Origin of the sequence: Rhodococcus sp. YL-1 (assembly GCF_001942025.1) — a bacterium.
In the GTDB taxonomy this organism is placed as follows: Bacteria; Actinomycetota; Actinomycetes; order Mycobacteriales; family Mycobacteriaceae; genus Rhodococcus_F; species Rhodococcus_F qingshengii.
This window is the reverse complement of sequence record NZ_CP017299.1, coordinates 592,501-605,719: the sequence shown is the minus strand read 5'-3', so window position 1 is coordinate 605,719 and position 13,219 is coordinate 592,501. Positions and strand designations below refer to the sequence as shown.

General features: G+C 60.6%; 9 protein-coding genes and 2 rRNA genes (1 of these 11 cut by a window edge). 3 read left to right on the top strand and 8 right to left on the bottom strand.

Features of this window, described 5'->3' with window-relative positions; all coding sequences use genetic code 11:
* Positions 1 to 2 precede the first annotated feature (2 nt).
* Positions 3 to 1,574 (top strand): flotillin family protein, encoded by a 1,572-nt coding sequence (locus tag BH682_RS02860; RefSeq protein WP_050655914.1) that lies wholly within the window; start codon positions 3 to 5, stop codon positions 1,572 to 1,574.
* A gap of 45 nt (positions 1,575 to 1,619) precedes the next feature.
* Here the strand turns inward: BH682_RS02860 and BH682_RS02855 are convergent, their stop codons facing one another.
* On the bottom strand, positions 1,620 to 2,894 hold the full coding sequence (locus tag BH682_RS02855; protein WP_075831988.1) for an MFS transporter: 1,275 nt from the start codon (positions 2,892 to 2,894) through the stop codon (positions 1,620 to 1,622).
* Positions 2,894 to 3,538: a GntR family transcriptional regulator gene (locus BH682_RS02850; protein WP_029254358.1), complete on the bottom strand. Its 645-nt coding sequence runs from the start codon at positions 3,536 to 3,538 to the stop codon at positions 2,894 to 2,896. The genes BH682_RS02855 and BH682_RS02850 overlap by 1 nt, the downstream gene beginning before the upstream one ends.
* 175 nt (positions 3,539 to 3,713) lie before the next feature.
* On the opposite strand from BH682_RS02850, the gene BH682_RS02845 reads away from it, so the two are divergent.
* On the top strand, positions 3,714 to 4,835 hold the full coding sequence (locus BH682_RS02845) for a GGDEF domain-containing protein (protein ID WP_075831985.1): 1,122 nt from the start codon (positions 3,714 to 3,716) through the stop codon (positions 4,833 to 4,835).
* 14 nt (positions 4,836 to 4,849) lie between these two features.
* Here BH682_RS02845 and BH682_RS02840 read toward each other — a convergent pair whose 3' ends face one another.
* From BH682_RS02840 to BH682_RS02825, 4 genes are all read right to left on the bottom strand, one after another.
* Positions 4,850 to 5,647 (bottom strand): SDR family NAD(P)-dependent oxidoreductase, encoded by a 798-nt coding sequence (locus BH682_RS02840; RefSeq protein WP_075831983.1) that lies wholly within the window; start codon positions 5,645 to 5,647, stop codon positions 4,850 to 4,852.
* Positions 5,648 to 5,724: 77 nt separating this feature from the next.
* Positions 5,725 to 6,423: a class F sortase gene (locus BH682_RS02835; protein WP_042922789.1), complete on the bottom strand. Its 699-nt coding sequence runs from the start codon at positions 6,421 to 6,423 to the stop codon at positions 5,725 to 5,727.
* A gap of 129 nt (positions 6,424 to 6,552) precedes the next feature.
* Positions 6,553 to 8,037 (bottom strand): hypothetical protein, encoded by a 1,485-nt coding sequence (locus tag BH682_RS02830; RefSeq protein WP_223304661.1) that lies wholly within the window; start codon positions 8,035 to 8,037, stop codon positions 6,553 to 6,555.
* Between the two features lie 620 nt (positions 8,038 to 8,657).
* Positions 8,658 to 9,116 carry a carboxymuconolactone decarboxylase family protein gene (locus BH682_RS02825; RefSeq protein ID WP_007727180.1) on the bottom strand — a complete coding sequence of 153 codons (459 nt, stop codon included), beginning with the start codon at positions 9,114 to 9,116 and terminating at the stop codon, positions 8,658 to 8,660.
* 50 nt (positions 9,117 to 9,166) lie between these two features.
* On the opposite strand from BH682_RS02825, the gene pdxR reads away from it, so the two are divergent.
* Positions 9,167 to 10,558, top strand: coding sequence for a MocR-like pyridoxine biosynthesis transcription factor PdxR (pdxR, locus tag BH682_RS02820; RefSeq protein ID WP_075835114.1), 1,392 nt, complete (start codon positions 9,167 to 9,169; stop codon positions 10,556 to 10,558).
* A 295-nt stretch (positions 10,559 to 10,853) separates the two neighbouring features.
* Here the strand turns inward: pdxR and rrf are convergent.
* A 5S ribosomal RNA gene (rrf, locus tag BH682_RS02815) occupies positions 10,854 to 10,970 on the bottom strand.
* 153 nt (positions 10,971 to 11,123) lie between these two features.
* Positions 11,124 to 13,219: ribosomal RNA gene (locus BH682_RS02810) — 23S ribosomal RNA — on the bottom strand; it runs 1,040 nt beyond the window's last position.

The window sequence follows — 13,219 nt, the reverse complement described above, 5'->3', positions numbered from 1 at the left end:
ACATGCTGCCAATCATCATCATTGCGGTTGTAGTCGCAGTAATCATCTTCATCGTTCTCCCCGCGATCTACGTGAAGAACTACGTCAAGGTCCCGCCGAACGAAGTGGCGGTTTTCACCGGACGAGGCAAGCCGAAAGTCGTCCGCGGCGGAGCCCGGTTCAAGATTCCGGGAATCGAACGCGTCGACATCATGTCGCTCGAGCCGTTCAACGTCAGCATCAATCTCAAGAATGCGCTCTCCAACGACGGTGTTCCGGTCAACGTCGAGGCAGTCGGCCTGGTACGAATCGGTTCCGCCGACGAAGCGGTTCAGACAGCGGTGCAACGATTCCTGACCTCCGACCTGGACGAACTCCAGCAGCAGATCAACGAAATCCTCGCCGGCAGCCTGCGCGGAATCACCGCGACCATGACGGTCGAGGATCTGAACTCCAACCGCGATTCGCTCGCACGCAGCGTGGTCGAGGAGGCAGGCGGCGACCTCGCACGCATCGGCATGGAAGTCGATGTCATCAAGATCGCGGGAATCTCCGACTTCAACGGCTACCTCGAATCGCTCGGTCAGCGCCGCATCGCCGAGGTCAAACGTGATGCCGCGATCGGAACTGCTGAAGCAGAGCGTGATTCGCAGATCCAGTCGGCAAAGGCGCGACAGGCAGGCTCCGTCGCACAGGCCGAGGCCGACACTGCGATCGCGAGTGCAAATCAGAAGCGCGACGTCGAACTCGCTCGCCTTCGAGCACAGACCGAAGCCGAGAACGCCGAAGCCGACCAGGCCGGACCACTCGCGCAGGCAACGGCCGAGAAGGCCGTCGGCATCGCACGTGAGCAGGCCGAGGCGGCCCGCGTCGAAGCTCGCACCGAGGTCGAGCGTCGTCGCGCCCAGCAATCGGAAGCGGCATTGCAGGCAGATGTCATTGCACCGGCCGAGGCCGAACGCCAAGCCTCCATCGCACGCGCAGAGGGTGAGCGACAGGCCGCGATCCTCCGCGCCCAGGCACAGGCCGAGTCAGCAAGGCAGGCCGGCGGGGCTCAGGCCGATGCACGAAAGCTCGTCGCCGACGCTGTTCGCTCCGAGCAGCAGGCTGATGCCGACGGCCTTCGAGCACGTCTGGAAGCCGAAGCTGACGGCCGCAAGGTAGCGGCCGACGCCGTTCGCGCCGAACAGCAGGCCGAAGCGGATGGTTTGCGCGCCAAGCTCGAAGCCGAGGCTGCCGGTAAGCGTCAGATCGCCGAGGCGCTCAATTCCTACACCCCGCAGGCCGCGCAGTTGCTCACTCTGCCTGACGTTCTGGCAGCACTGGTCGACGCCACCGCAGCAGCAGCGAAGCCGGTCGGCGACATCGATCGGATCTCCATCGTCGGCGGAAGCGACGGGGCGCAGGGTTCGATCGGCTCGATCCTGGGCATCAGTCCCCAGGTGATTGCCGGTGTCATCGAAACTCTCGAAAGCTCAGGCGTCGATATCACCGGTTTGCTCAACGGCCTGAACAAGACCGCATCGGTTCCGGCTGGTTCGGTACACAATTCGGTCCACAATTCGGAAAACGGTTCCGCAACCGTAGACGCGTGATTTCGCCCCGGTCCGCCGACTCTCGCAGGAGTCGGCGGGCCGGCTTCACGCGCTCGGAAGATGTGAACGCGACTTGAAGAGAATCAGAATCAAGCAGGCAGCGGCGGCGGCTGATCCGAACAGCAGAGTCACCGTGTAGCTCAGTGCCGGAATGCTTTCCGACAGCATCGCCAGCAACGCAGGCACCGCGAACCCAATGTAGGTGATCGAGTAGAACACCGCGGTCAATCCTGCCAGATCGTCCGGCCCCGCGATTCGCTGGATCTCCAGCAACCCGGACACCAGTGCCATGCCGTACCCGCAACCGAGGATCGCTGCAGCCACGATCGCGATCGCCACGGTCAGCGTCGACGCAACCAGAGCAGCACCGGCCATACCGACCACCAGAAACACCAGAGCCACAACGGCGCCACGAGCACTGCGGTCGGTGTCGATCTTGCGCCCCAACGACTGAATCGCGAATCCGCATGTCAGCGCGACCATGCACAGCAGAGCCGAAAAGGCCACGGGCGCATCGCCACTGTGCCCGGTCATGAGCGCCGGAATAACTGCATACGCGACACTGGCGGCACCGAACACCCACGGCGCCAACGGAACGACGACGTAGAGGAATCTGCGGTGACCTGCCGAGGGGATCTTGAGGTCGTCGATCAACCTGCGACGGTCGGATTTCGCCTGTGCCGGTCGTGTTTCGGGAGCACGCCACAGCGCCATGGCCGCGAGGACGGTGATCGCGATGTGCAGGACGTACGCCAACACACTCGGCAGGGGCGCCCACTGCGCCAAGATTCCCGCGGCACCCGCTCCCAAGGCGAAGCCCGCGGTCAGACTCATCGCTGCTCGCCTGGCACCCGCGCCTTCCGACGCCGTCGGATCCCAAGGTCGCGTGGACAACTCCTTGACCCAGGAGCCGCCGACGGCCATACCGATCCCCAAGGCGATGCCGCAGAGGATCCTTCCCAGAATGAGAGCGGCAGCGGAGTCGGCCCCGAAAGCGAGCAGCGTCGAACCGGCGATCGCGATGATCGGCGCGGGGAGCATGATCGGGCGTCGACCCAATCGATCGGACAGCGGGCCGCCGAGCAGCAGGGCCGGCACAATTCCGACGACGTAGGCGAAGAGGAAGAAATCGACCATCACCGGCGAATAGCCGTGGTCGAGTCTGTACATCACCAACAGTGGGGTGAATTCGTTTCCGCCCCAGGCCGCGGCGAACATACTGGCGGCAACGGTCAGCCACAGCCAGTTTCCGCCGGAGACGCGTTCACCCTCGAGACGAGTTTCGGCCGCGGTCCCAGCGCCGATCGTTTGGGTACTCATCACAGAGTTCCTTCGAAGCCGAGGCCGTGGACCTGGCGCATGTGTGTGAGGACGGCAGTGTTGTATCCGTCGGCATCGCCTGTTTCGACGAGGTCGGTAAGCGCGGTGTGATCGGCAAGGATGCGCGAGAGTTGGCCGGGGTCGCGTGAGATCGACCGGGCTGTCATCCGTCGTTGCCTGTCGCGCAGACTCGCGTAGAACGAGTCGAGCAAAGGGTTCCCACCGGCGGCAACGATCATCTTGTGAAAGTCGGCATCGATTGCGCTGAACGCGGCCACGTCCCCGCGATCAGCAATCTCACGTTGCTCGATCAGATTCGCGCGCAACGCTGCGACAAGCGCTTCACGTGCGTGCGGTCGGACCGACACCACTCGAACGCTCTGAGTCTCGACGAGCTGTCTGGCACTGACTACGTGTTCCGCTTCCCCATCCGCGACCGGGACGATCAGCGCCCCCTTCTTCGGGTAGAGGCGCATCCAACCTTCCGACTCGAGACGCAGAAACGCCTCACGCACCGGCGTTCGGCTCACATTGGTCCGTGCGGCGATGTCACCCTCACTGATCAGCTCCCCGCCGGCGAGCTCGCCGGAAAGGATCAGCTCCTTGACTTCGCGGAAGACGGTTTCGGAAGCGGAATACAACATAGACACAAGATGTATTTATACTCTACGCTGGCGCAACCCAGACCTCCGGGTCGCCGATCCGAACATCTCGGTCCGATGCGGCATCGATCCAGTTAGCATTGCAAGGTGCCAGACAGAAGAGGAATCAGTTCGCGATGAATGGCGCACGCTCCGGCCTTCGAAGACTGATGCACTCATGACATCGCAGATGAAGTCCATGAGGACGCTGACCCGCGAGTGGTTGATTCTTCCCGATCAGTACGACCGCTTCACTCGCTATCTCCGCGACAACGGCCTCACTACTGCCACCCGGTTACTACTTGGCATCATCGTCATTGGACTCGGCGTGTGTTCACTGCTCAATCGGTTCAGCCCGTCGGGTCCGACGAGCTCGGTTGCACTGTTCTTCAACACTGTCGTCACAGTCGCATGCTTCTCGGTCGGTATCGCCTGGTGGGCTCTCGGTCCGACCAAGCGTCGATCATTCGGCTTCGTCGTCTTCTGTGACGTGGCGGTCTCGATCGCCATACTCGGCGACTCGGCGCCTCTCGCACGTCTGCTCACCTGCGTCATCTACGCGCTGATCGGTATCTACATCGCCTATTTTCACAATCCGAAGTTGCAGATCGCACACCTGACCTTCTCGGTTGTGATGATCGTGGTGGCCGCGCAGCCAATTCTGTTCGGGCCGGATCGCGATCCAGCCCTTGGTGTTTCGAAAGTACTGGTCGTCATCACCGCGTTGGTGGTCTGCGCATTCATCTCGCAGATCGTGCTGACGATGCTCAGCATGGATGCTTCCAGTTCCGACCTCGATCCTCTCACCGGCCTCTTGAACCGTCGTGGCCTCGACCGCCACGTCGAGAAGGTACTCGAGGGGTTCCAGCGTCAAGAATCTGCGGCACTACTCGTGATCGCGATCGACATCGACCGGTTCAAGACGATCAACGACGTGCACGGCCACGACGTCGGCGATCGCATCATTCTCCGGGTATCGCAGCGGTTATCCGCCTGGGCACACGCTGATGCTGTCGTCGCGCGGATCGGTGGCGACGAATTCATCCTCGTCCAAAGACTTTCTGTGCCAGCCATCGGACCGATGCTCAACTCGATCGGACCGGCAATGCACTCGAATACCGACGAGATACCATCGACGTCGAGCGTCGGAATCGCCGTGCGTACCCACAAATTCTTCGCCGGAGAAGACCGCGCAGCAGCGTTCACGGACATGCAGAAAGTCGCCGATTCGGCGATGTACGAAAGCAAGAGACTCGGCGGCGGACGCGTTCACACGATCGTCACCACCGCCGGCAGGTAGCAGTACGCACAATTTCAGTAGTAGACCGGCCCCGGCACTCCTCCACCCGCTGCCACTGCGTCACCGGTGATCGCGATGCTTCGCGGCGATGCCAGGAAGGTCACGACATCGGCTACCTCTTCGGCGTCGATGATCCGGTGTATCGAATTCGTCGCGATACCCCGCTCCACCTCCGCCTGCGAGCGGCCGGATTCTTCCGACTCGCGCGCAATCCGCGCGGTCAACCTCTCGGTCCGCGTCACGCCCGGATGGACGACGGTGACGTTGATTCCCTTGGGGCCCAGCTCGTCTGCAAGATTCTTGGTCAGCGCAGACACACTGACGTTGCGGATCGTGTGGGCGATCGAGGTTGCCTGTCTGGCACCCAAACCGCTGATGTTGATGATCCGACCCCAACCCTGATCGATCAGATACGGCGCCACAGCGCGCGCAGTTCGCAGGTACCCCAGCACTTTCACTTCGACTTCGTCTCGCACGACGTCGTCGGTGGTCGCCTCGAAATCCGTCGGCTTTCCGGCGCTGAACGGCGTCGCTGCCGAATTGACCAGAATGTCGACACCGCCGAACTCCATTACCACTTGCCGCACCGACGCCTGAACCGCGTCGTCGTCTCGCGTATCCGTCACGACTCCGATCGCACGAATTCCGAACTCCGAAACCAAATCTCGTGCAACGCTTACGACGGTTCGCTCAGTGCGCGCGAGTATCGCGATGTCGACCCCTTCAGCGGCCAGACCTCTGGCGATTGCCAGACCGATCCCCTTGCTACCACCGGCAACGATCGCACGCTTTCCAGACAAGTGAAGATCCATACCTGCGACACTATCCAACAGGCGGTCCCCGATCTCTACGAAGAGGGATCGGGGACCGTCGGAATCATTCCTGTGTCTCAGACCATCAGATCCGCGTACAGGTAGACGTTGTCGGCGTAGTTGCCCACACCGTCCTCGAATTGCAGTTCGCCGCCGCAGGTTACGACTGCCAACTTACGAGGGCCCTCCGGGCCGGCCAGCACGCTTTCTTCCACACCATCGGCCTTCGGGCGCGTCGTCACCGCAGTCACCTTCCACGACGTGCTCTTACCCGTCGCGTCGGATGTACGGATCACTTCACCCGGCTCGATCGTGCCCAGGTCGAACAGCGCGCCGTTACCCTGGCCGGTCAGATTGACGTGTCCGGCAATCAAGGTCGTGCCGGTGGCGGAATCGAGAGATGCACCGTCGAGCCAGATTCCGACGTTCTTGACGTTCTCCGGCGGAGTGAGAACTCCTTCCGGCACGGTGGCGTCCACGATCGGCGCCTGAACACCGACCGGGTCGAGCGAAAGGGTGTTGGGAGTCATCAACGCATCCGTAGGCGTTGCCGGATTCACGGAGTGCGACATGACAACTCCCGGACTCGGCGGGATCGCAGCATCGTCATCGGAGGATCGCAGGCCGACGAAGGCCATGGAAGCACCGGCGACCAACACCGCGATGAGAGCCAGAATGAACGCGACACGACGCCCTTTGCCTGGACTCGCGGGCTGATCGTGGTTGGGATCGTCGTATGGATTGGATGGATTGGGATCCGACTCGTACATGGTCATCGAACTGTCTCCTGCGGGATGAGGCGCCCCCGGCACCTCGTGCGAATTGACGCCCCCTGCGTCTGATCAATGTCGGCACCGATCACACGAAGCGTGATCGGTGCCGACGTCTACTACACGTGCCTGGTGTCAGGATCGCTTGCGGCGGAGAGCAACTGCTCCGGCAGCAGCCATTCCGACAAGCCCGAGCCCCGTCACTGCGACGGCGACGTCGCGGCCTGAATTCTGTTCAGCAGCACCACCGTCGATGGCAACCGGGCGGGGGCCAGTGGCCGGCTTCGGAGCCGACGGCGCCGGAGTTGCGGGAGTTGCAACCGGCTGCGACGGAACAGCTGCACCCGGAACTACAGGCACGACCGGCACAATCGGCACGATGGGCACAATCGGAACAATCGGCACGATCGGAACGACCGGGGTTGCAGGCGTCGTGGTGGCCGGTGTGGTCGTTGCCGGTGTCGTTGTTGCCGGCGTGCTCGTTGCCGGTGTCGTTGTTGCCGGCGTGCTCGTTGCCGGTGTCGTCGTGGGTGCTGCTGCATATCCGACGCTGGCAGATGCATTCATCGAAGCCGGCCGAACGGTGTCGAACGACGCGAAGATCTGGCACTGTGCGCCTGCCGTGTTCCAGTGCAGGTTCTCGACCGAATCCGGAATGACGCTTGCAGTCACCGAGTAGTCCCCGCTGGCCGCAGCGGTAAGGCAAAGATCAACAGCAGTCGGTGCGTCGCCGCGGCCGTCGACCGTCAGTTGATTTGCAGTCAACGTCGCCGTGGCGTTGTCACCACAGACGGTCAGTTCGGTGCCCGCCGAGGACTGAACAGTGATCGGCTTCCGGTACATATTCGTATTCAGGGTGAAAACGGCAGTCTCGCCGGCCTTCAGAGTCCCCGTCGCGGGTGTCTTGCGAACGAGGTCGAGCATCTGCGTGACGTTCATGATCTCGACGATGCGAGCTCGCTCGTCGTCACCGATGTTCCTGTCGCACAGGCTTTTGAAATCGGCCATCAGCGGATTGTCGTAGTCCGAGACACACCACACAAGCGTCTGCCGCGCCGAACGTGCATCCTCGCTGCCATTTCCCGAAACGACACCGTCGAGTTTGGCGGGATTCTGCAGCAACCAACTGATGACAGCGAGATCGTCGGCTGACAGATCGGGATTGCCCGAAGACGGCACCGTCGCACCCATCTCGTCGTTGTGCTTGTCAACCGGCAAACCGTTCTCGTCGACACCGGCACACGGATCGAGATCGAAGTCCGTGCAGTACATCCATTCCGACTTCGCAATTCCGTCGACGTCGCGGACACCGCAGACCGGAGCATCCACCGCGGCCGAGGTACCCCGATCGGTGGTGCCGTACATCGGCACGATGTTGCCGTCGTTGTAGTGATCCAGCCGAATGCCGGAGATGTCGAGCATCTGCTCCGAGGGCGTGTACTCGGTGCCCTCACACAACCCGGCGGTGAACGCCGGAGCGGCCGCGGTTCGCACCGGCATCGGCGCGGACACAGCTGGCGAAGCAAAAGCGACGCTACTACCGGCCACCGTTACGGCAATAGCTGCAGTTAGCGAGAGCCGGAGAACAAGCGGCCTACGCCGTGAACCAGACACAGTCATCAAAGCTTCCCTTTCAAGACATTTCGGTAGCGGGACGGTTGCCTGGATTCCCAATACCACGCCACCCAGCGCTCACTTCCGAGAGGATCAGCCGATCACTTATGGCAATCAGCCAGTTACTGAATGGCAATGTAGTGCATGTTTCAAGAAAGATCACCCAATCGTCGAGCACTCAGGGCGCAGCTTGGACATTCGGATGACGAGTTAGCCATGAAGGTGACTGAACCTTTGTCCAACCGCACAACAATCGCGATCCCCCCAAAATCTGCTCATCCAACCGCGACGTTCCCGACATTTCGCCAACGCTAGCCAGTCGGTAACTTGGACATTCTGGGGAAACTCACAGGAAGGGGCGTTTTCAGCTCGCGCGCAAAAGAAGGGGCCCGCTATGCGGACCCCTTCGCCGGAAACTTCCGACCGAGACTGCTTTGTCGGGATTCGGGCAACTTGTAGATGACTCAGAACAATCTCCACTCACATTATGTGATTTGCCTCACATTCAAAGAATCTGTTGGTTTTGTTCACACCCTGAACCAATCTTTTGGTCCTCTTTGCGTCGATTACCCAGATCTCCGACGGCGGAACCCTGCCCTGCCGGAGAGCGGAGCACGAGCCTCGGATCAGTCTCGGACCGGAGGCGCCTTCCTCGTGGTAACCGCAATGCGATTCCACGCATTGATCGTCAAAATGACGCTGATGAGCTGAGCCAGTTCCACGTCCGAGAATTCGCCGGCAGCCTCGCTGTACACCTCGTCCGGAACGAAACCGTCGGTGAGGACTGTCACGGCCTCGGTCAAGGCGAGCGCGGCACGTTCACGATCGGAGTACATCCCTCGCGCTTCTTCCCACGCGTTCAGTAGGTAGAGCTTCTGCTCCGTCACGCCGACCTTTCGTGCGTCGCGAGTGTGCATGTCCAGGCACCATGCGCAATGATTCAGCTGCGACGCACGCGTGAGGACCAGCTCGACGAGCGTCGGCTCCAGCCCCTTGCGTGCAGCGGCATCCAACGCAATCATCGCCTTGTAGACCTCGGGCGCCAGCTTTGCGATATCCAGTCTTTGTCCTGTTGCTGTAGTCATAACTCAAACGGTAATCCCGGAAAGACCCGGAAACATGGTTCAATCCGGTGGTGAATTCGTGGGCCAATCTTGGGTTCGATCTACATATCGAGCTGCCACAGGGAATCGGGGTTCGCGCTGCACTGCTTCAGACCCTTCGCGACGCGATCGACAGTGGACTGCTGAAGCCCGGCACCAGACTCCCACCTTCCCGCACCCTCGCGCTCGACCTCGGAGTTGCCCGAAACACCGTTGCGGACTGCTATGCCGAGCTCGCCGCAGCTGGGTGGCTTGTCACACGGCCTGGTTCCGGGACCCTGGTCGCCACGCTCGCCAGCACACACACCCGCGAGGTCGAGCCATCACCGACTCGGCGACGCTGGACCTACAGCCTTCTCCCTGGATCGCCCGACGCGTCGGCGTTTCCCCGCGCTGCATGGATTTCGTCCGCCAGACGTGCTTTGACCACCGCGCCGACCGACGCGTTCGCGACTACTGATCCCAGAGGCCGAGCCGAACTCCGAAACGCCCTCACCACATACCTGAGCCGCACCAGAGGCGTTCGCGTCGATCCGAACTGCATTGTGATCAGTGCCAGCTCGGGTCACGGGATCTCCCTCCTTGCCCGCGCACTCGGAGGAACGATTGCGGTCGACGCTTTCTGCCTTCACCTGCACCGGCAGTTGCTCGCCGACGAAGGGCTGCTGACAGTTCCCATATCGGTTGACGAATCAGGCACTTGCACAGACGAATTGGCGTCTACATCTGCTGAAAGTGTTCTGCTGACGCCGACCCATCAGTTCCCTCTCGGCGGTCCCCTCACACCGGCGAGGCGCGCGACCGCTCTCGAATGGGCCACGACTACGGGTGGCGTCATCATCGAGGACGACTACGACGGCGAATTCCGTTACGACAGAAAACCTGTCGGTGCACTCCAAGGAATCGCACCGCAGCACGTTGCGTACCTGGGCACTGTCAGCAAGACACTGTCGCCGGCAATTCGCATCGGATGGATGGTGTTGCCGGACAGGCTGATCGAACCTGTCCTCGCAGCAAAGGGACCCTACGAACGCTGGGTAAGTTCAACGGATCAATTGACCTTGGCGGACTTCATCGAATCCGGAAGATTCGACAGCCATATTCGAAAGATGCGCACCTCGTACCGACGACGACGCGATCAACTGGTCGCGACACTTGCGCAGCAAGTACCCCAGGTCAGGGTCGAGGGGATCTCCGCGGGACTTCACGCTGTGATCCGTCTGCCCTCCGGCACCGAACAATCTGTTCTTGCAGCGGCCCAGGCGCGCGACCTCGGGCTCGAAGGGCTGTCGGTCTTCCGACATCCCGACGTGTCGTCAGTCGGCGGTGACGGCATCGTCGTCGGCTACAGCACGCCGACGCAGTCGCAGTACTCGAGGACGCTGGACGTGCTCTGCGAGGTGCTGCAGGCGGCTCTGCCATAACGCCTGCCGGCTTTGCCCAGCCGCTCACCTGCCCTGCCCTGTCCTGCCCTGATGGTGTGAACGTACCGTTCCCCTCGCCGAAGAGGGTGAGCGTGTCGTTCACTCGATCCCGGACGGGGTGGTGAGTCGGCGGCGTGCCCGCCCCTGATGGTGTGAACGGTACGTTCGGTCGATCTGAGGCGACGAACGTGCCGTTCGCTCGAAGTCGGGGGTGCCGGCGACGGGATGTTTCGGGGTGTTTTGGGTACGAGAAAGCCCCCCAACCAGTACTGGTTGGGGGGCTTCTCTAATGTGTGTTCGGCGGTGTCCTACTCTCCCACACCCTGTCGAGTGCAGTACCATCGGCGCTGAAGGGCTTAGCTTCCGGGTTCGGAATGGGACCGGGCGTTTCCCCTTCGCTATGACCGCCGTAACTCTATGAAACTGTCACAGTAACCTTCTTCTGATCACCTGGTTTCACCACCCGTCAACACCAGTTTCTGGTGTTGGGGGATGGAGAAAACAGGGTTTCTCATCAGTATCTGTGTGTTGTTTCAGATACCGCACAGTGGACGCGTAGCTTCTTTGTGGTAAGTCCTCGGCCTATTAGTACCAGTCACCTGCATGCATTACTGCACTTCCAGTTCTGGCCTATCAACCCGGTGGTCTGCCGGGGGCCTTACCCCCTCGAGGGGGTGAGAAACCTCATCTTGGAACAGGCTTCCCGCTTAGATGCTTTCAGCGGTTATCCCTTCCGAACGTAGCTAACCAGCGGTGCTCCTGGCGGAACAACTGGCACACCAGAGGTTCGTCCGTCCCGGTCCTCTCGTACTAGGGACAGCCTTCCTCAAGTTTCTAACGCGCGCGGCGGATAGAGACCGAACTGTCTCACGACGTTCTAAACCCAGCTCGCGTGCCGCTTTAATGGGCGAACAGCCCAACCCTTGGGACCTACTCCAGCCCCAGGATGCGACGAGCCGACATCGAGGTGCCAAACCATCCCGTCGATATGGACTCTTGGGGAAGATCAGCCTGTTATCCCCGGGGTACCTTTTATCCGTTGAGCGACACCGCTTCCACTTGCCGGTGCCGGATCACTAGTCCCGACTTTCGTCCCTGCTCGACCTGTCAGTCTCACAGTCAAGCTCCCTTGTGCACTTGCACTCGACACCTGATTGCCAACCAGGCTGAGGGAACCTTTGGGCGCCTCCGTTACATTTTGGGAGGCAACCGCCCCAGTTAAACTACCCACCAGGCACTGTCCCTGAACCAGATCATGGTCCGAGGTTAGAGGTCCAATTCGATCAGAGTGGTATTTCAACAACGACTCCACGATAACTGGCGTCACCGTTTCACAGTCTCCCACCTATCCTACACAAACCGAACCGAACACCAATACCAAGCTGTAGTGAAGGTCCCGGGGTCTTTTCGTCCTGCCGCGCGTAACGAGCATCTTTACTCGTAATGCAATTTCGCCGAGTCTACGGTTGAGACAGCTGAGAAGTCGTTACGCCATTCGTGCAGGTCGGAACTTACCCGACAAGGAATTTCGCTACCTTAGGATGGTTATAGTTACCACCGCCGTTTACTGGGGCTTAAATTCTCAGCTTCGCTCCCGAAGGAACTAACCGGTCCTCTTAACCTTCCAGCACCGGGCAGGCGTCAGTCCGTATACATCGTCTTACGACTTCGCACGGACCTGTGTTTTTAGTAAACAGTCGCTTCTCACTGGTCTCTGCGGCCCCACCCAGCTCAGACAGTAAATGTCGTCACCAGACAGGGCCCCCCTTCTCCCGAAGTTACGGGGGCATTTTGCCGAGTTCCTTAACCATAGTTATCTCGATCGCCTTAGTATTCTCTACCTGACCACCTGTGTCGGTTTGGGGTACGGGCCGTGTGAAAGCTCGCTAGAGGCTTTTCTCGGCAGCATAGGATCACTGAATTCGCCTCAATCGGCTACGCATCACGTCTCAGGCTTGTATGCGACCCGGATTTGCCTAGGTCACGCCCTACACGCTTACACCAGTATTACCACTGACTGGCTCAGCTACCTTCCTGCGTCACCCCATCGCTTGGCTACTACCAGATCAGGTCCCATGCATCCACCAACTCGAGACCCGAAGGTCTTCTCGTGGCTTCAGGATGGTTAGTATCACTGATTCACCATGGGCGCGTTCACACGGGTACGGGAATATCAACCCGTTGTCCATCGGCTACGCCTGTCGGCCTCGTCTTAGGTCCCGACTCACCCTGGGCGGATTAACCTGGCCCAGGAACCCTTGGTCATTCGGCGGACGAGTTTCTCACTCGTCTTTCGCTACTCATGCCTGCATTCTCACTCGTGTGGCCTCCACGGCTAGGTCACCCTGCCGCTTCCATGGCCACACGACGCTCCCCTACCCATCCACACACCTGCCCAACACTCCGCAGAGTGAAGGGGGGCTATTGCGTGAATGCCGCAGCTTCGGTGGTGTACTTGAGCCCCGCTACATTGTCGGCGCAGGATCACTTGACCAGTGAGCTATTACGCACTCTTTCAAGGGTGGCTGCTTCTAAGCCAACCTCCTGGTTGTCTTCGCGACCCCACATCCTTTTCCACTTAGTACACGCTTAGGGACCTTAGCTGGCGATCTGGGCTGTTTCCCTCTCGACTACGAACCTTATCGCCCGCAGTCTCACTGC

Bases quoted from the DNA above. Each gene is read 5' to 3' on its own strand.
- BH682_RS02835 (WP_042922789.1), bottom strand. From the start codon at position 6,423: ATGACCATGTACGAGTCGGATCCCAATCCATCCAATCCATACGACGAT.
- BH682_RS02840 (WP_075831983.1), bottom strand. From the start codon at position 5,647: ATGGATCTTCACTTGTCTGGAAAGCGTGCGATCGTTGCCGGTGGTAGC.
- BH682_RS02825 (WP_007727180.1), bottom strand. From the start codon at position 9,116: ATGACTACAGCAACAGGACAAAGACTGGATATCGCAAAGCTGGCGCCC.
- BH682_RS02860 (WP_050655914.1), top strand. From the start codon at position 3: ATGCTGCCAATCATCATCATTGCGGTTGTAGTCGCAGTAATCATCTTC.
- BH682_RS02850 (WP_029254358.1), bottom strand. From the start codon at position 3,538: ATGTTGTATTCCGCTTCCGAAACCGTCTTCCGCGAAGTCAAGGAGCTG.
- BH682_RS02830 (WP_223304661.1), bottom strand. From the start codon at position 8,037: ATGACTGTGTCTGGTTCACGGCGTAGGCCGCTTGTTCTCCGGCTCTCG.
- BH682_RS02855 (WP_075831988.1), bottom strand. From the start codon at position 2,894: ATGAGTACCCAAACGATCGGCGCTGGGACCGCGGCCGAAACTCGTCTC.
- BH682_RS02845 (WP_075831985.1), top strand. From the start codon at position 3,714: ATGACATCGCAGATGAAGTCCATGAGGACGCTGACCCGCGAGTGGTTG.